Origin of the sequence: Cytobacillus praedii, assembly GCF_001439605.1 — a bacterium.
In the GTDB taxonomy this organism is placed as follows: Bacteria; Bacillota; Bacilli; order Bacillales; family Cytobacillaceae; genus Cytobacillus; species Cytobacillus praedii.
The window spans coordinates 37,185-54,536 of sequence record NZ_LMBX01000019.1; the positions used below are offsets into that span (position 1 = coordinate 37,185).

17 protein-coding genes and 1 riboswitch are annotated in these 17,352 nt (G+C 39.2%); of the genes, 13 read left to right on the forward strand and 4 right to left on the reverse strand.

Annotation, left to right across the window (positions count from 1 at the left end; translation table 11 throughout):
• Positions 1 to 98: 98 nt before the first annotated feature.
• Positions 99 to 1,142 carry a siderophore ABC transporter substrate-binding protein gene (locus ASU02_RS18415; protein WP_057766333.1) on the forward strand — a complete coding sequence of 348 codons (1,044 nt, stop codon included), beginning with the start codon at positions 99 to 101 and terminating at the stop codon, positions 1,140 to 1,142.
• A 291-nt stretch (positions 1,143 to 1,433) separates the two neighbouring features.
• Here the strand turns inward: ASU02_RS18415 and ASU02_RS18420 are convergent, their stop codons facing one another.
• Together ASU02_RS18420 and ASU02_RS18425 are read right to left on the reverse strand one after the other, a co-directional pair.
• Positions 1,434 to 2,060 carry a pyridoxamine 5'-phosphate oxidase family protein gene (locus ASU02_RS18420; protein WP_057766335.1) on the reverse strand — a complete coding sequence of 209 codons (627 nt, stop codon included), beginning with the start codon at positions 2,058 to 2,060 and terminating at the stop codon, positions 1,434 to 1,436.
• Positions 2,061 to 2,200: 140 nt separating this feature from the next.
• Positions 2,201 to 2,638: a Dps family protein gene (locus tag ASU02_RS18425; protein WP_057766338.1), complete on the reverse strand. Its 438-nt coding sequence runs from the start codon at positions 2,636 to 2,638 to the stop codon at positions 2,201 to 2,203.
• Between the two features lie 187 nt (positions 2,639 to 2,825).
• Between ASU02_RS18425 and ASU02_RS18430 the strand changes: the two genes are divergently transcribed.
• Positions 2,826 to 3,698, forward strand: a complete 873-nt coding sequence (locus tag ASU02_RS18430; protein ID WP_057766339.1) for a sulfite exporter TauE/SafE family protein — start codon at positions 2,826 to 2,828, stop codon at positions 3,696 to 3,698.
• A gap of 41 nt (positions 3,699 to 3,739) precedes the next feature.
• Here the strand turns inward: ASU02_RS18430 and ASU02_RS18435 are convergent, their stop codons facing one another.
• Both ASU02_RS18435 and mgtE read right to left on the reverse strand, forming a co-directional pair.
• A complete protein-coding gene (locus tag ASU02_RS18435) occupies positions 3,740 to 4,924 on the reverse strand; it encodes an FtsW/RodA/SpoVE family cell cycle protein (protein WP_057766341.1) in 1,185 nt (394 codons plus the stop codon).
• 306 nt (positions 4,925 to 5,230) lie between these two features.
• Positions 5,231 to 6,589 (reverse strand): magnesium transporter, encoded by a 1,359-nt coding sequence (gene mgtE, locus ASU02_RS18440; protein WP_095396740.1) that lies wholly within the window; start codon positions 6,587 to 6,589, stop codon positions 5,231 to 5,233.
• Between the two features lie 188 nt (positions 6,590 to 6,777).
• Between mgtE and ASU02_RS18445 the strand changes: the two genes are divergently transcribed.
• The 11 genes from ASU02_RS18445 to ASU02_RS18495 all read left to right on the forward strand — a co-directional run bounded on the left by ASU02_RS18445 (position 6,778) and on the right by ASU02_RS18495 (position 17,338).
• Positions 6,778 to 7,554 (forward strand): hypothetical protein, encoded by a 777-nt coding sequence (locus ASU02_RS18445; protein ID WP_057766343.1) that lies wholly within the window; start codon positions 6,778 to 6,780, stop codon positions 7,552 to 7,554.
• Positions 7,555 to 7,742: 188 nt separating this feature from the next.
• Positions 7,743 to 7,927, forward strand: a riboswitch (cobalamin riboswitch).
• A 117-nt stretch (positions 7,928 to 8,044) separates the two neighbouring features.
• On the forward strand, positions 8,045 to 9,022 hold the full coding sequence (locus tag ASU02_RS18450) for an ABC transporter substrate-binding protein (protein WP_057766344.1): 978 nt from the start codon (positions 8,045 to 8,047) through the stop codon (positions 9,020 to 9,022).
• Positions 8,988 to 10,046, forward strand: a complete 1,059-nt coding sequence (locus ASU02_RS18455; RefSeq protein ID WP_057766346.1) for a FecCD family ABC transporter permease — start codon at positions 8,988 to 8,990, stop codon at positions 10,044 to 10,046. The genes ASU02_RS18450 and ASU02_RS18455 overlap by 35 nt, the downstream gene beginning before the upstream one ends.
• Positions 10,047 to 10,049: 3 nt before the next feature.
• A complete protein-coding gene (locus ASU02_RS18460; RefSeq protein WP_057766424.1) occupies positions 10,050 to 11,519 on the forward strand; it encodes an adenosylcobinamide amidohydrolase in 1,470 nt (489 codons plus the stop codon).
• Positions 11,516 to 12,481, forward strand: a complete 966-nt coding sequence (gene cbiB / locus ASU02_RS18465; protein ID WP_057766348.1) for an adenosylcobinamide-phosphate synthase CbiB — start codon at positions 11,516 to 11,518, stop codon at positions 12,479 to 12,481. Before ASU02_RS18460 ends, cbiB begins: the two co-directional genes overlap by 4 nt.
• A complete protein-coding gene (cobD, locus tag ASU02_RS18470) occupies positions 12,456 to 13,532 on the forward strand; it encodes a threonine-phosphate decarboxylase CobD (protein ID WP_057766350.1) in 1,077 nt (358 codons plus the stop codon). The genes cbiB and cobD overlap by 26 nt, the downstream gene beginning before the upstream one ends.
• Entirely contained in the window at positions 13,511 to 14,173 is a 663-nt protein-coding gene (locus ASU02_RS18475) for a bifunctional adenosylcobinamide kinase/adenosylcobinamide-phosphate guanylyltransferase (RefSeq protein ID WP_057766352.1), read from the forward strand. The genes cobD and ASU02_RS18475 overlap by 22 nt, the downstream gene beginning before the upstream one ends.
• Positions 14,088 to 15,602, forward strand: coding sequence for a cobyric acid synthase (locus ASU02_RS18480; RefSeq protein ID WP_057766354.1), 1,515 nt, complete (start codon positions 14,088 to 14,090; stop codon positions 15,600 to 15,602). Before ASU02_RS18475 ends, ASU02_RS18480 begins: the two co-directional genes overlap by 86 nt.
• Positions 15,589 to 16,380 carry an adenosylcobinamide-GDP ribazoletransferase gene (cobS, locus tag ASU02_RS18485; RefSeq protein WP_057766356.1) on the forward strand — a complete coding sequence of 264 codons (792 nt, stop codon included), beginning with the start codon at positions 15,589 to 15,591 and terminating at the stop codon, positions 16,378 to 16,380. The genes ASU02_RS18480 and cobS overlap by 14 nt, the downstream gene beginning before the upstream one ends.
• Positions 16,338 to 16,955 (forward strand): histidine phosphatase family protein, encoded by a 618-nt coding sequence (locus ASU02_RS18490; protein ID WP_057766358.1) that lies wholly within the window; start codon positions 16,338 to 16,340, stop codon positions 16,953 to 16,955. Before cobS ends, ASU02_RS18490 begins: the two co-directional genes overlap by 43 nt.
• Complete coding sequence (locus tag ASU02_RS18495; RefSeq protein WP_057766360.1) at positions 16,907 to 17,338, forward strand: bifunctional adenosylcobinamide kinase/adenosylcobinamide-phosphate guanylyltransferase; 432 nt, start codon at positions 16,907 to 16,909, stop codon at positions 17,336 to 17,338. Before ASU02_RS18490 ends, ASU02_RS18495 begins: the two co-directional genes overlap by 49 nt.
• The last annotated feature ends 14 nt before the right edge of the window (positions 17,339 to 17,352 follow it).

Genomic DNA, 17,352 nt, shown 5'->3' on the forward strand with positions numbered 1-17,352 from the left:
CGAGAGTGTGTAAAGACCCTATAATGAGAATTGTTATCAGTGATAATGATAATCATTAATGATAAGAAAGTGTTAATACATAAAAGGGGAGAACGAATATGAAAAAATGGAAGTTTGCTAGTGCACTATTAGCTTTGTCTCTAATGCTTACAGCTTGCGGCAATAAAGAAGAAGCTTCAAAAGAAGAGACGAAGGATACTGCTCAAGCTGAAGATCAAGCGAAAGAAAATAATTCAGCAGCGGAGGAGCAAGGTGCTGCTTACCCAATGACTATTTCTCCAACAGTTGCCTCAGTTGAGGGCAGAGATAGCAGTGAAAAGTATACCTTTGAAGATGTTACATTCGAGAAGATGCCAGAAAAAATCGCAGTATTTGACTTTGGCTTCTTAGATACATTAGATGCACTTGGTGTTGAAGGAATTGCAGGGGTTGCTAAAGACTCTGCTTTACCAGCTCAATTGGAATCATATTCTGATGATAAGTATGTAAGCATTGGTACTTTAAAGGAACCACTATTTGAAGACTTAGCTGAACTTGACCCGGATGTAATTTTTATTTCTGGCCGTCAATCTGTATTCTATGAAGAATTAAAAGAAATTGCTCCTGTAGTATATGTTGGTACATCTGAAGAAGATTATTGGAACACCTTTTTAACTTCAGTAGATATGGCAGCTAAAATGTTCGGTAAAGAAAAAGAAGCTGAAGAATACTTAGGTAAATTTGATTCAGCATTAGAAGAAATCAAAGCATTAGGTGGCAACTATGAAACTTCATTAGTTACGATGTACAATGAAGGGAAATTATCTGGTTTCTCAACAAATTCTCGTTTTGGCTACATTTATGATATTTATGGCTTCAAACCTGTAACAGAAGATATCGCATCTTCTTCTCACGGTTCTAACTTCGGTTTTGAAGCAATCTTAGAATTTAATCCACAAGTATTATTCGTAATCGATCGTACTGCGGCAGTAGGTGGAGAATCTAACATCAAGGCTGATATGGAAAATGAAATCGTTAAGAAAACAGATGCTTACAAAAACAATCGAATCGTATACTTAGATGGTCCACTTTGGTACTTAAGTGGAGGCGGTTTACAATCTGAACTTGCAAAAATCGAAGAAGTTATAGCAGAATTAAAATAGGTAATAAGAAGACCTGACTTGTATGGAGTCAGGTCTTTTTTATTTTGAGATAAGAAAGTAAACCTTGAAGCTAGAGAATTGTCTAGCGCAACTGCCCTATCGCCTAGCAAACTTCAGGTCTCCTCCGCAACGAGTGCGTCAACATCGGTTCGCTACCGCAAACTATGATTAAAGGGCAAGGCGTTTCTACAGCTTATGACCCTAGAGAAGCTAGGGGCGGCAGCTGGAGCTGGATTAGGAAGCCCTTCCGTGTTTGTACGGCGATGATCAAGGCGCTTGCGCTTTTCTAATTTAATATAGTCGCTTGGTATAGCTTTCTTCTAGCGCTGCTTTTATCGTTTCGCTGTTAATATCAGGCATATTGATATGATCAGCAAGGATTTTCGGCGGATAGGGAAGATCGGACTTTTGCGGCCAAGAATCTGGCTGCCATAGTTTTGAGCGTTTAAATGCTTTTGCACAATGAATGTAGCATTCTTCCACTTGTACAGCGATGCCAAGTAAGGGCGTTTTTCCATGAGAAGTCATTTCTTCAAGGATATCGGTATCCCTTATAATCTTTGCCGTCCCATTGATTCTTAACGTTTCCTCTAATCCTGGAATAACAAAAAGGATGCCAATATATGGATTAGATAGGATGTTTCTTAATGAATCCATTCGTTTATTTCCAGGTCTTTCTGGAATGATGAAGGTGTGATCATCGATGAAATGTACAAAACCGGCATCATCTCCACGCGGGGATGTATCGCAATGTCCTGAAGAATCTGATGTAGAAATGAACACGATAGGAGCCTTAGAAATAAACTCCTTACAATGATCATCTAAATGGTAAATCGTTTTATTTGCTGCTGTCTTACTAGGGGTGCCTAATAATGAGCGAAGTTCATCCTCACAAGTAACAGTTTGTTTAAAATGCATAAGTTATTTCTCCTTTCATATTAATTTAATAATCTATATTCTTTAATTCTAACTATATGTTTCTAAGATGCTAATTCCTTTCTACCTTAACATAAGAAAAAGTCAGTGACAAAATTCACTGACTTTTTCTGCTATTTCTATTATTCTCCTAAGTAGGCACTTAGCATCCAGATATGTGTATCAAGCTTGACAAGCAAACCAACTGCGAGATCATTAATGACATCATTTTCATATTGTTCTGTAAGGCTGGCAAGTTCCTTTATTTCTGTTTTTAGATGTTTATAGTCATCGATAAGGCTTGAAACCATTTCGTTTGCATTTGTTTCACCTTTTGTTTCTTCGATGGTTGCGATGTTAAGGTACTCTTTCATAGTGGCAGCTGGCTTGCCGCCGATTGCTAAAAGACGTTCAGCTACTTCATCTACAACACCTGCAGATTCGTTGTATAATTCCTCAAATTTCTCATGTAATGTAAAGAACTGCGGTCCTTTTACAAACCAGTGATAACGGTGGAGTTTTGTATATAGGACACTCCAGTTAGCAACTTGTACATTTAATGCTGAATATAATTTTTCCATTCTTAATTCCTCCTCTTATTATCTTAATTACATTATAACAGGTATAAAATTAAAATCAATACTAAATTATAATTATTATAAATAAGTTATTTATACAAGTAAAATCTTACTTCTCCATTCATATTAAAAGCATGTATGAGAAAAATAATTTACAATAGGAAGAAAATGCATCAAGTTAGGAGTATTTATGGGAATTTTTTTATTTTTTTTATTAGGGGGATGCATCAGTGTATTAGCAGGCTTTTTTGGTGTAGGAGGAGGATTCATTTTAACACCAATGCTTATGTTAATTGGCTTTTCTCCTCTTGAAGCAATTGCGACAAGCTTATTATTTACAATTGGTACTTCGCTTTCGAGCATCATAGCACATATTCGTATGAAAAGTATTCTTTGGAAAGAAGGGATGATTTTAGGCATCAGTGGGATGGCAGCTACACAAATTGCCAAGCCGTTTGTCTTTTTTCTGGAATCGAAAGGATGGGATGAATTAGCCATTCCTATTTTTTATATTTTTCTTCTTGCCTATTTTGCATTAAAGATGCTAAAGCAAGGAAAAAGAAATCAAGCAAAAGTAAAGGTTCCTCCAGCTTCAACTTCCATTATTAAAATGATCTTAATCGGTTTGTTTGCTGGTTTTATTTCAACAACACTTGGAGTGGGGGGAGGGTTCATCATCGTGCCCCTAACTATTACCTTTTTAGGGATTGCCCCTAAAGAAGCAGTTAGCTCGAGTATGTTTGCTGTGTTGTTAATTGTTGTGTGGGGTTTTATGTCTTATGCTTTTACAATTTCTATTGATTATAAAATTGGCTTTGTATTAGTAGCAGGTGGTTTAATTGGTTCACAAATTGGTGTTAGGCTAATTAAATATTATGAAAACAGAGAAATAAGCTTATTGCTGGGTGCATTATATTTAGCAACATTAGTCAGTGTTGTAATGAAACTAGTGGATTTAAGCTATATCGGTCTTATACTTTTAGCGGTTTTTGCTGGAATCTTTTTTATAAGATCGATGATAAAAGTAAGGGTCAAAAAAAGGTTTATGGCTGAAAATAAATGAAAAATCCAAAAGGAGAAGGGTGGGTCCCTTCTCCTTTTGGATTAACTTGTTTTTTTAGCAACATAGTTTGCATCGGATTCAAACATATAGTATTTTTGATGATACTTAATACTGAAGATTAGTCCCATGGCAAACATATTGCCCATTAAGGAGCTCCCACCATAGCTGATAAAAGGCAAAGGGATACCTGTGATCGGCAATACTTGTATAGTCATCCCGACATTTTGGAAAACATGGAAGGTAATCATACTTATAATACCTACACAAATATACGTACTGAAGGGATCCTTCGTATCAAGAGCTGTTTTTGTTAAGTGATAAATAAGCAGGAAGTATAAACTAATGACAATACTGCCCCCAATAAAGCCGTACTCTTCGCCAATTACACTAAAGATAAAGTCTGTATGGCTGTCAGGGATATAAACCTGTCTATCCCCAAATCCCTTTCCGGTTATAAGCCCGGAACCAATAGCGAGCAATGAATTATAGAGCTGCAGGCCTGCACCTTGTTTATGGCTTACTGGGTCAAGCCATGAGTAAATCCGAAAAAGTTGATAGGTATCAACATATTTTTCAAGAATTTTAGGGGCATAGATAACTAAATAAAGAATGACTCCAGCAAAAACTCCTCCTACTCCGAACATCGGAACGATAATCTTCCAAGTGATGCCAGAAGCCATAATAATTCCGACTAATATTGAAATGATGACAAGTGCTGTACCTAAATCATCAACTATAATCAACCCTAAAGGCACGAGTGTAACTATCCCAAGTTTGAGAAGAAGGAGAAAATCCGTTTTTACCGTTTTAGCTGTAAATTTTTCATGATGACTAACGACAACCTTGCTTAAAGCGATAATTAAAAAGACCTTAACAAATTCTGATGGCTGAATTTGCCCTAACGGAGTGACATACCATAGGGATGCCCCCTTTTTCTCTGGAACAATGCTATCTGGGAGGACAAATAGCCCAATAAGGAGTAAAATTCCTAACCCATAAAACACCCAAGACAGTTTTTTAATTTGTTCACTGTCAAAATACATGACAACAGCCACTATAAAAATACCTACAGCATAGTTTTTGATTTGTCCAAGTACAAAGTTTCCTTCATATTGACCTGATGCTTGGCCGCTGTAGATAGCAACACAGCTAATAAGAAAAAATAAAAATAATAGCAGACATAGTGTCCAATCAAATCGTTCCGCAACTTTTTTTGGCTTATTCATTTACCATGCACCTATTTCCGTTCAATTCCTTTGCTCGAGAATTGTCTAGCTCCAGTGCCTATCGCCTATCAAACTTCAGTTCCCCTCCCTGCGATAAGTCAAGCACGAATGCGCTATCGCTCTTCGTGTTTCCTATATCTTAGTCACGGCCCTTCCAGTTTGTTCGGCGATGATCAAGGCACTTCTGCTTTTCTTATCATCGTAACAAAGAAAAAATAGCCTTTCAATGTATTTCGGTTTCCTTTTCAGTAAAATTAATCTCATAATATAAGACGTAAAAAGGAGGGAGATGGTTTCCTAAATTAATTACATCAAATGATTAATAAACATTGTGGCAATCCCAAAATAGGTGACAAGTGAGAAAATATCATTCAAGGTTGTAATGAGCGGCCCAGATGCCACTGCAGGGTCAATCTTCAAACGATAAAGAATGATTGGAATAATTGTCCCTGCAAGTGTTCCGATGATTAATGTCAGAAACAGCGAGCTGCCAACTACTGCTCCTAAAACAGCACTTCCTTGCCAGAAAAATGCGATCAAAGAAATAAGAACTCCACAAACAATTCCAATGATTAAACTAACAAGAAACTCCCTCATAATGAGTTTAAAAATGACATGTTTGTTAATGTCATTCGAAACGAGCCCTCTGACAACAACTGCTAGAGATTGAGTACCTGTATTTCCTGTCATTCCCGAAATCATTGGCATAAAGAAAGCAAGAGCAACCACCTTTTGCAGAGTATCTTCATACCCGCTAATAATACTGCCGGACACAATTCCTATGAATAATAATAATATTAGCCAAGGCAGCCTTCGATAGGCTGCTACAAAAGCCTTCGTTTCAAAGTCAATTGATTTACCTGAAGCTGAGAGTTTTTCAATATCTTCATTTGCTTCTTGGATGACGACATCGATAATATCATCTACTGTCGCAATCCCCATTAAGACATTTTCGTCGCTTACAACAGGAATAGCGAGAAAATCATATTTTTCAACCAGTCTAGCTACTTCTTCCTGATCGGTAGTAACAGTTACTGAAATCACCCGCTCATACATCACATTTCGAATGGGTTCATCTGGTTCTGCAATGAGGAGATCTCGATAAGAAACAACCCCAACAAGCTTCCTGTCCTGGTCGATCACATATAAATAATTAATTGTTTCCGCAAATTCAGCAAAGGACTTCAGTTTTCCAACTGCTTCAATGACAGTATAGTAATCCCTAATCCATACAAAGCGGTTTGTCATTAATCGTCCGGCTGTTTCAGGGGGATACTTCATAATATCCTGGACAATGTCTGATTCACTTTTCTTCATCCCGGAAAGAAGAGAAGCGATTTTTTCTGGTGATAAATCGTCTAAGAGAACAGCTAAGTCATCGTTGTCCATTAAATCAAGGACTTTCCCTGTCTTTTCAATCCCTAGTTTATTTAATACTTCAAGCTGCCGATCCTTATTCAGCTCTTCGAGTAAGTCAGCAATCTGATCTATATTCATAAATAGTAAAAAGCGAGTTTTATGCTTTTCCGGCAGGTTTTCGTAAATATGTGCGATATCATATGGCTGCAGTTCATCGAGAATTAATTCAAAATCTTTTTTCTTATTCTCTTTTAATGTTTTTATAATGTGAAGAGTAATCTGATTTTCAGTCATGCTTTGTATCAAACTTCTCACACTCCTTCCGCCGGATCTTTATTTATATTATAATGCCACGCTTATTATAAAAAATTTTACCGCGGAATAAAATGTGTTATGGTTAATATAAATAAAAATATTCATTATTAGATTTATAATAAGCTAAACTTTGGTATGATCATTATTATTAGTTACTTAAATGTACGGAGGTTTCACCATTGAAAAAGAGGAATCATGGGGTTCGTGATATTATTTATATTCATATAAATGAACGTGAACACTATACAATTACTTATGGTATTGAGTTTGCCCAGTTTGCCCAGTCGTTGTTTGCCACGTTAAATAATCTCCTGCTGCTGAAACATGGTTATGAAGATGGGGATTTTAATATGCATACCTTGCATGAGTTTGTGCCAAAAGAAAAATTGAAAAAACTTATGGAAGATGATGTCTATGGGTATGGTGACTTTTGCTGGATTGATTTTGAGGAGGAAGAGGCATTAAATGAACTGCCTAGTCAGGCGATAGCTGAACTGCTTTACCTTGGTCATTTGAAAGAGCATTTAAAGCTGCCTTTTTATAATCATCTAAGCAATCGTTATGTTTATCTTGCACATGATGATGGGTGGTATAATAAGACATATTACCGGGATTTCAGTGATTTTTATTCTTTATTGGGTGAAGCTATTCCAGAAAAAATGGGGCAGATTAAAGTTGAAAAGTCATTGTTGGGGATGAAAAAGAAAAGGTCTTATCCATTGATTTCAAGTGATATTCTTCGTCTGTTGAAACCTCTGATGAAAGAAGGAGCACTGCTTTCCATTAAGGATATTGAGCAAAATCGTACAAGAATAGAAATACCAATATGGACCATTGGTGATTTTTCGAACATGGACGACATGTATGAAGAATATGAGAACATTGTAAAAGAACCTTGTGAAGCCAAGCTTGTTTTTGATAAAAAATCACGTGAATGGAAAGTTTACGGCCGATAAGGAAGAAGAATTACCCGTTTAACTCATGTTTAAGCCGCTAAGATCAATTATATTCGCCGTTGTCTCGAGTATATTGGACATAATTTTATTATATTCGACGTTCATTTGGTTTTATTGGACAAAATCATTAATTTATTCGCCAATACCAAAAAATATCGTGTATAATCGAAATTAGCGGAAAATTTCATACATATTTAAAGATAGGTGTCTTTCAATGTTTTGAAGACTTAAAAGGGAAGTTGGTGTAATTCCAACGCGGTCCCGCCACTGTAAATGGGAGCTTACTGCAATGACCACTGTACGATCATGTATGGGAAGGAGCAGATAAGCAATGACCATGAGCCAGGAGACCTGCCTGATCTTTTTGCACCACAGCCTACGAGGATAGGGGGTGTTTGACTGGATTCATACCTCTTTTGAAGATATGCCTATTCAAACATCTCCATATCAATTGTGGAGATGTTTTTTTAATTTTAGGAGGAAAGATAGAATGAAGAAGCTTTATTCATTATTATTTGCACTTTTGCTTGCAGTTGGGTTATTAGCTGGGTGCGGGGCAAGTTCAGACAATCAAAAGGAAAATGAAAATGCCTCAGGTGAGGAAACAAAGGCGCCAAAGGAAGAGTCAGCATTTCCAGTGACCATTAAAGATGCGCTTGATAATGAGGTTGTTATAGAAGAAAAACCGGAAAAAATTGTTTCTCTGATTCCAAGTAATACAGAGATTGTGTTTGGATTGGGATTAGGAGAACAAGTTGTCGGAGTGAATGATTACGATAACTACCCTGAAGAAGTAAATGAAATTGAAAAGATTGGAAGCATGGAATTTAATGTAGAGAAAATAATTTCACTAAAACCAAATCTTGTCCTAGCGCATGCATCAAGTGCACATAATTCAGTAGAAGGTCTCCAACAGCTTAAAGATGCTGGAATTACTGTTCTAGTTGTAAATGATGCGAAGAACTTTGATGAAGTTTATCAATCCATTGAAATGATTGGTACAGCAAATGGAGTAAAGGATAAAGCAGAAGCTCTTGTTGCTGAGATGAAAGGAAAACTTGAAGAAATAAAGGCAAAAGCGCAGGAAATAAAAACAGAGGATCAGAAAACCGTTTTTGTTGAAGTAGCACCTGCACCGGAAATTTTTACACCTGGTAAAAATACGTTCATGGATGTCATGCTGCAGACCATACATGCGAAGAACATTGTAACAGAAGATGGCTGGCTTCCAATGGACCCAGAAGCAATTATTGAAAGAAACCCGGATGTAATCATCACAACTCACGGATATTATACAGAAGACCCAGTTGGAAATGTAACTAGCAGAGATGGCTGGCAGGATATTACCGCTGTGAAGAATAAGCAAGTCGTGGATGTAGATTCTGATATGGTTACCCGCACAGGCCCAAGGCTTGTTGAAGGAGTAGAGGAACTTGCAAAAGCTGTTTACCCTGAAGTATTTAAATAATAAGTTCGTTGCCTACTTGATTGCCGCAGCATTTCTAACCATTGCAGTGCTGCTTGGGATATCAATAGGAACAGTTTCTGTTCCGGTGATAGACATAATTAAAATTATCGGTGCAGAAATTTTCCGTATGGCACCAAATGAAAATATAGATCCTATGTATACAAATATTGTTTTAAATATTCGTCTGCCAAGGGTTATTTTAGCAGGCTTAGTTGGGGCGTCTCTTGCAATTGCGGGAGCCGCCTTTCAAGGTTTATTAAGGAACCCTCTTGCTGATCCTTATACATTGGGAGTTTCCTCAGGAGCATCAGTTGGGGCGGTACTGACATTGTTTTTTAGTATTTCCATTCCAGTTGCAGGCATGTTTACCCTGCCATTATTTAGTATTCTTTTCGCATTTATTACTATTTTTCTTGTATTAATTTTTGCTCGCCAAATTGACCGCTCAATGAAAGTGGAAACAATTATCTTAACAGGTATTATATTTAGCTCTTTTTTAGGCTCGCTAATTTCCCTGATGATTGCGCTTACAGGTGAGGAATTAAGACAAATTATCGGCTGGCTGCTTGGCAGTGTTTCCATGAGGGGCTGGGCGTATATTAAAATTATCTTTCCTTTCTTTATTATTGGTTCGCTGCTTTTGCTAATAAACAGCAGAGAATTGAATGCGATGTCTTTTGGAGAAGAGAGGGCACAGCATATTGGGGTAAATGTCCAAAAAAGAAAAATGACGATATTAATTGCGGGCTCTATCTTAACAGGGGCTGCCGTTGCGGTTTCAGGGACAATTGGGTTTGTTGGACTGGTTATCCCACATTTAACAAGGTTGTTATGGGGACCAGACCATAGGCATTTATTGCCGCTTTCTATTTTAACAGGGGGAGGCTTTCTCATTCTTGCCGATCTAGTGGCGCGTACAATTATTTCTCCTACCGAACTGCCGATTGGTGTAATTACAGCACTAATAGGAGCACCTATATTTGGCCTTATATTGATGAATAGAAGAAAGGAAAGAAGAGGGTAGATGATGCTAAGTGTACAGCAATTAACAGGTGGATACTCCGGTGATTCAGTCTTGAAAAATATTTCCTTTGAATTGGAGCAAGGTGAATTGTTCGGAATTTTAGGCCCTAATGGCAGCGGGAAAACAACATTGTTAAAAATGCTCAGCGGGATTCTTCCTTTTTCCAAAGGAACGATTCTACTGAAAGGGATCCCAATTAAAGAGTATACGGCTAAGGAATTAGCGAAGGTAGTTGCTGTTCTGCCTCAGCATACATCTCAGAGCTTTTCTTATACGGTTAAGGAAACGGTTTCGCTTGGCAGATATGCACATCAGAAGGGCTGGTTTCAAACATGGTCCGGTGATGATGAAAAAATGGTGAGACAGGTAATGGAACAAACGGGTGTCGCTCATTTTGAAGATCATCCTATTCATGAGCTATCAGGCGGCGAAAGACAGCGTGTTTACCTTGCTCAAGCACTTGCGCAGGAACCGGAAATTTTGCTGCTTGATGAACCCACGAATCATCTTGATCTTTCCTTTCAGAAAGAATTGCTTGATTTGCTGAAGGAGTGGACCAAGGTTAGGGGATTAACCGTCATCTCCATCTTTCATGATTTAAATTTAGCAGGCTTGTATTGTGACCGGCTGCTGCTATTAGAAAATGGTGAAATTAATATTAACCATACTCCAAATGAAGTCCTCCGCGAGGAACGAATTAGAGAGGTGTATCAGACGAAGATTCAGAAGCATCCCCATCCGATAGTACCTGCACCGCAAATGGTGCTGCTCCCGGAAGAAATTTCTGAGGAAAAAGAGAGTCTTACAATTGATGATTCCTTATTAGAAGTATCAAAGGAATATATTGCGCTTAAGTGCCCGGTTCCACTTCGAACGATGTCTTCTGGAGTGGTTGGATCTGGAACTGGCTGGCATCAGTTTTTTGTGAATAGGCATGTAGATAAGGATTATGATTGCAGTGATCATCGAAAAGAAATGGTTAACTATTTAAAATCTCATCACTTTGAACCTGGGGAAACAGTTGGGATGATGACAGCCGTTTATCCTGAGGATGTTAGCTATCAACTCTATCAGGCGGATGGTTTTTCTGCCTTTATTGTTGTGACAGCAGGAGTAGGAAATGCTATTGATGCAGCAAGAAGTGAGGAGCATACCTTTAATAAGATACCTGGAACAATCAATACCTGGGTATTTGTAAATGGTGAACTTTCAGAAGAAGCCTTCATTCAAAGCATTATGACAGCTACTGAAGCGAAGGCGAAGGCGATGCATGATCTAGAAGTTAAGGATGCTGCAACAGGGACAATTGCTACAGGAACCTCAACGGATAGTATATTAATTGCGGCTATTCAAAAGGGGCAAAGACAAGACTATGCAGGGACGATTACACCGCTAGGAAAATTGATTGGAAAAGGCGTCTATGAATGCACATTGAATGCCATCCAAAAGTCTAGAAAAAGGATAAAGAAATGATTACTTACCATCTATTTGCTTTGACATTTGCCTGTATAGTAGATCGGATAATCGGAGATCCAGAGAATTGGCCGCATCCGGTTCGCTGGATTGGTACTTTGATTTATAAATTAGAGAAAAGCTGGAACAAGGGAACTTCTCGAAGAAGGAAAGGAATCGGTATGCTGCTGACAGTTCTGCTTACTGTAGGCGGAATCTCCTTTCTAATCGTTTGTTTATGTTATTTGGTTCATCCGCTTGCTGGAATCGTGGCAGAAGGAATTTTGATCTCTGCTGCTATTGCGCAGAAAAGCTTGAAAGAGGCAGCTCTTTCTGTGTATGCACCTTTAAAAAAGGGAGATATGGAAGAGGCTAGACTGAAGCTGTCTTATATTGTTGGGAGAGATACAGAACAGCTGGATGAGCCTGAAATCGTCAGGGGAGCCATTGAGACTGTTGCTGAGAATACAAGTGACGGGATTACAGCGCCATTATTCTGGGCGCTGATTGGCGGGGCACCTTTTGCACTGATGTACCGGGCAATAAATACGTGTGATTCCATTGTTGGTTATCGAAATGAAAAGTACCAGGAATTTGGCTGGGCTTCGGCTCGGCTAGATGATGCGGTGAATTGGATTCCGAGCAGAATCACTTCCCTCTGTATGCTTGCCAGCAGTCAGCCTGAATATATGAAGGTCCGAGAGGCATGGAAAATTGTTTGGCGGGATGCGAAAAGGCATCCAAGTCCGAATAGCGGCTGGGGAGAAGCAGCTGTTGCGGCAATCCTTGGCATTCAGTTAGGAGGCATTAATTATTATAAAGGAATCGTCTCTAACCGGGCAAAGATGGGTGATCCTCTTGTTCATTTAGAGAAGAGTCATATACTTAAAGCGAATAGTATTGTTGCACGTACAGTGCCTATCTTTTTATTACTTCTTTGGCTGGGAGGGATGCTCATTGAAATGGCCTGCACATGGGGCTAACCCGCAATATTTATTTGATGCATTACAAATACCGCTGCCTGACCAAAGGATCGATTTTAGTGCGAATATTAATCCTCTTGGTCCGCCGGGGATTTTAAAAGAGAATTGGAATCAGCTTTATGATGTGGTGAGTGACTATCCAGATCCTAAGGGCAATCAGCTAAAACAAAAACTTGCCAAAAAAGAAGAAATACATTCAAGTCAGATATTAGTTGGCAACGGCGGTGCTGAGATTATCTCGCTAATTGGCAGAATGCTGGCTGGGAAAAGAGTTGTCATTGTACAGCCTGCGTTTTCGGAATATGAGGAAGCCTGTCGTATCAATGGCTGTACAATTGATTACCATCAATTGGAGCCTGACAGCTGGGAGTGGCAGGAAGGAATAGCTTCTAAACTGAAAAAGGCGGATGCGCTGTTTTTTTGCAATCCAAGTAATCCAACTGGTGTTTTTTATCCCAAAATGCTGGTGTTTGAATTAATCAAAGCATGTGAGAAAAATGATTGTCTATTGATTGTAGATGAAGCCTTTTATGATTTTCTCATTGATTATGAATCTATCGTTCCATACATAAATACCTTTCCTAACCTCCTTATTATTCGATCGATGACAAAAATGTTTGCGATTCCAGGCTTACGCCTTGGGTATGCAATGGCAGATCCATCAGTGATTGAGGAATTATCGGCTTTTCAGCCTCAGTGGAGTATGAATGCACTAGCGTTAGTGACTGGTGAATGGTGTCTTGAAAGTGAATCGCATATGAATGAAACGAGAGGTATGATCAAACAAGAGCGTGAGCGTCTTTTTGCATTTTATAAAGAAAGAGGCATTCAAGTTTCTCCTTCCCAAGTTAATTTCTACTTGCTTAAGGACCCGGCTTTAAATGACCAGCTGCCGTTATTTCAGTTTTTAATTGAGAGAGGCATAATTCCTAGACATACAATGAACTTTCCAGGTCTTAGAGGCGAGTGGTTAAGGTTTGCGATTAAAGGTTCTAAAGATAATAGCCAATTGATGGAGGCGATTGAAGAATGGCGAAGCAGTCATCTTTAATCTTTATAAGCGGGGGTGTTCGAAGCGGAAAGAGCAGGTTTGCAGAGCGGCTTGCTGCTTCCATCGCGAATCAAACAGCAGGAAATCTTCATTATATTGCCGCTGGGCAATCGAGTGACCCGGAGATGGAGAGAAGAATTGTCCGTCATCAAAAGGATCGCTCTAAGAGCGGGCTGAATTGGAAAACATGGGAGCAGCCAAGGGGTTTAAAGAGGCTTTCTAGTGTATTTACTTCTAATGATGTTGTCCTTCTTGATTGTTTAACAACATTACTTAATAACGAATTTTTTTCTAGCGAAGACCTCTGGAAGGAATCTTTCTTTCAAGAACAGATAATGTGTTCGATTATTGAGGGAGTTGAACAAATTGCGAAGAGCTGCCGAGCTCTTATTATAGTAAGTAATGAGGTTCTTAATGAGAGGATCGGTAACAATGAGCTTGTTTTTATATATGGAAGAATGCTTGGAAGGCTCCATCAGCATATAGTGACAAGTGCCAAAGAGGCTTATCTTGTGGAAGCAGGCATTCCGGTAAGAATGAAAGGGGTGGATGGACATGAAGGGAGTCATGATTCAAGGAACGGCATCGGATGTTGGGAAAAGCCTGATAGCGACAGCGATTTGCAGGGCTTTTGCCAATGAAGGGATTCGAGTCGCACCGTTTAAGTCTCAAAATATGTCCAATAACTCTTATGTAACAATTGATGGGAAGGAAATTGGACGGGCACAAGGGATTCAAGCTGAGGCGGCAAAAATAAATGCGACCGTATGGATGAATCCCATTTTGTTAAAGCCGAGATCGGATCAGCAGTCTGAGGTTGTCTTATTCGGCAGAGCGACTGAAACATTTTCTGGAAGAGGATATCGCGATTTATTCTATGAAAAAGGACTGAAGGCGATTCAAACGGCCCTCCACCACTTAAATCAGGAATATGATGTGATTGTTATGGAAGGTGCAGGGAGCCCGGTAGAGATAAATTTAAAGGATAAAGAGCTTGTGAATATGAAGGTTGCACATCTTGCTGATATTCCGGTGGTTTTAGTTGCTGATATTGATCGGGGAGGTGTGTTTGCCAGTATCATTGGGACTTTGGAACTCCTAACGGAAGAGGAAAGAGCAAGAGTAAGGGGCATTGTTATTAATAAGTTTCGCGGTGACCTTTCACTGTTCGAGGATGGAGTACAATGGCTTGAGGAAAAAACAGGAATCCCTGTCCTTGGAGTAATCCCTCATATCGATAATCATATGATTGATGGAGAAGATTCTCTATCAATGCCTGCCTCTTCGGGAAATAGGGGGAAGAATTTCCTTGATATTGTCGTCCTTAAGCCGCCATATATTTCAAATTATAGTGATATTGAGCCCTTTTACTATGAAGATGATGTTTCAATCCGTTGGGTCAGCCATCTTGATGAAATTGGTCAGCCAGATGCGGTTATATTGCCAGGGACAAAAAGCACCATACGTGACCTGCGTTTTTTTAAGAAGGCAGGACTAAATGACTGGCTCCACACATTTGAGAACGGAGGCGGGCATATTGTTGGCATATGCGGCGGGTATCAAATGCTTGGACAGTTATTGCTAGATCATGAGGGCTCTGATACTGGAGTTGCTGGTTTGGAGGAAAAAGGCTTAGGTCTAATCCCAGCAACAACTACTTTTTTAAGAGAGAAGGTTACAGTTAGAGCGGAGGGGGCCCTGCACCCAAGAACAGGCATACAGCAGAAGATTACAGGGTACGAAATTCACTTAGGTGAAACGAAACTGGATAAAGGGGAAAAAAATCGTTTTCTCCTGTTAAACAATGGTAATGAAGAAGGATACTATGGGAATGATGGCAAAATCATCGGTACGTATTTGCATCACCTTTTTCATAATGATGAATGGAGAAATAGATGGCTGAATGGACTGCGGCAAGCTAAGGGGATCCCATTAAAGGAAACTGTTCATATTAGTAAGCTAAAGGATCAAAAGTATGATGAACTGGCCGACCACTTAGTGGCACATTTTAATTGGGAAAAGCTGAAGGAAATAATATTCAGCTGGAGAAACGAAAATGAAATGGCTTAAAGGTTTATTAATTAATTTTCAGTTTTTCACTTCCATTCCTATTCCAATCGAACTGCCAATGGATAAAGATCATCTTGAAAAAGCGATTAAGACCTTTCCGCTGCTAGGTTTGATACAAGGCGGAATTTATGCATTTTTGTTTTACGCGGTTATTCATTGGACTCCGTTTTCTGTTTTAACTGCAGCATTGGTGCTATGGCTTGCAGGAATCATTATTACCGGAGGAATTCATCTTGATGGCTGGATGGATGCGAGCGATGCTTTTTTTTCATATAGAGATCGTGAGAAAAGGCTAGAAATTATGAAGGACCCGCGGACAGGCGCATTCGGGGTTCTTTCTATCATTGTCCTGCTTAGCACTAAATTCTTCTTTATATATGAAATTTCACAGAAGGTTCAACCTGCAACATTCTTCTTCATTGCAATAATCCCTTTTTTTAGCAAAATGGTGATGGGTGTTTTACTTTTAAAGGTAAAAGCAGCTAAAAAAGAAGGGCTAGGTACTTTGTTTAAAAATGCTTCGAATAAAAGAACACTTTTCATTTATCCGATATATGTCATCCTACTTTTTGCAGCTGCTGCCATGTTATTCAATCAAATTATAGTCGGAATAATTGTTTTCACGATCGTATCCATACTTGTCCTGCTTATACTAACTAAAAAAGTTATCAGCTGGTTTGGCGGCATGACAGGGGATGTGCTTGGTGCGAGTGTAGAAGGGATGGAGCTTGCGCTATGGATGATACTGTGGCTATTTCATTATTTCGCCATGGGCTAACAGAAGCGAATAAACGTCATGCCTATCTTGGATGGACAGATTCACCGCTCTGCCCAATAGAAAAGGCGAAACTAGTTTGCCCTTCAGAACAATATGAGCTTATGTTTTCAAGTGATTTAGATAGATGTCTTAAAACAGCAGACATCCTGTTCCCAACCTGTCAGCCAATCCAATTATCTGAACTAAGAGAAATGCACTTTGGGGAGTGGGAAGGAAAAACGTATGCTGATTTGAAGGGTGATTCCTTTTATCAGAAGTGGTTAGATGCTCCATTTACAGTTAAACCACCCAAAGGAGAGTCCTTTGCAGAATTTTCACGGAGAGTGGAAAGCGGCTGGGAAAAGGTAGTTGAAAGAATAATGGAAGAGAATACTCATAGGGCTGCAGTGATGACTCATGGCGGAGTTATCCGATACTTTTTAACAAAGCATGCGCCTTATGTGAAGGACTTTTGGGAATGGCACATTCCACATGGCAAAGGATATGAGCTGATTTGGACGAGGGATGGATTAAGGAGGGGGAAGCAATGCATTTTATTACAGGAGGTGCCTTTAACGGCAAGTCCAAATGGGTGAAGGAACACTATAGGCTAAACGCTGCTCCTCACTTATGGCTTTCCGCCTATCATGGCCATTCAATTCCAGAGAATACAGAAAACTGGCTGGATTTTGTGGTCCTGGAAGGGATTGAGAAATGGGTGCAGGAATGGAGCGGTCAATTAGCCATTCATGAAGTAAGGGAAAAATGGCGAATGCTATTGCGAAGTTGGACTCAATGGGAGAGAGCGGAGAATAGAGAATTAATTTTAATTGGTTCGGATCTATCAAAAGGAATTGTGCCTATGCTTGCCGAAGAACGTAAATGGCGGGATGTGACTGGCTGGGTCTACCAAGATATAGCTGAAATGGCAGAAAAGGTAGACATAATCTGGTATGGGATCAGTCAAAAAATAAAATAAAAGGGGATGGAATG

Bases quoted from the DNA above. Each gene is read 5' to 3' on its own strand.
- ASU02_RS18475 (WP_057766352.1), top strand. From the start codon at position 13,511: ATGGCGAAGCAGTCATCTTTAATCTTTATAAGCGGGGGTGTTCGAAGC.
- ASU02_RS18495 (WP_057766360.1), top strand. From the start codon at position 16,907: ATGCATTTTATTACAGGAGGTGCCTTTAACGGCAAGTCCAAATGGGTG.
- ASU02_RS18460 (WP_057766424.1), top strand. From the start codon at position 10,050: ATGCTAAGTGTACAGCAATTAACAGGTGGATACTCCGGTGATTCAGTC.
- ASU02_RS18490 (WP_057766358.1), top strand. From the start codon at position 16,338: ATGGATGATACTGTGGCTATTTCATTATTTCGCCATGGGCTAACAGAA.
- ASU02_RS18415 (WP_057766333.1), top strand. From the start codon at position 99: ATGAAAAAATGGAAGTTTGCTAGTGCACTATTAGCTTTGTCTCTAATG.
- ASU02_RS18435 (WP_057766341.1), bottom strand. From the start codon at position 4,924: ATGAATAAGCCAAAAAAAGTTGCGGAACGATTTGATTGGACACTATGT.
- cbiB (WP_057766348.1), top strand. From the start codon at position 11,516: ATGATTACTTACCATCTATTTGCTTTGACATTTGCCTGTATAGTAGAT.
- ASU02_RS18480 (WP_057766354.1), top strand. From the start codon at position 14,088: ATGAAGGGAGTCATGATTCAAGGAACGGCATCGGATGTTGGGAAAAGC.
- ASU02_RS18430 (WP_057766339.1), top strand. From the start codon at position 2,826: ATGGGAATTTTTTTATTTTTTTTATTAGGGGGATGCATCAGTGTATTA.
- ASU02_RS18420 (WP_057766335.1), bottom strand. From the start codon at position 2,060: ATGCATTTTAAACAAACTGTTACTTGTGAGGATGAACTTCGCTCATTA.
- ASU02_RS18450 (WP_057766344.1), top strand. From the start codon at position 8,045: ATGAAGAAGCTTTATTCATTATTATTTGCACTTTTGCTTGCAGTTGGG.
- ASU02_RS18425 (WP_057766338.1), bottom strand. From the start codon at position 2,638: ATGGAAAAATTATATTCAGCATTAAATGTACAAGTTGCTAACTGGAGT.
- cobS (WP_057766356.1), top strand. From the start codon at position 15,589: ATGAAATGGCTTAAAGGTTTATTAATTAATTTTCAGTTTTTCACTTCC.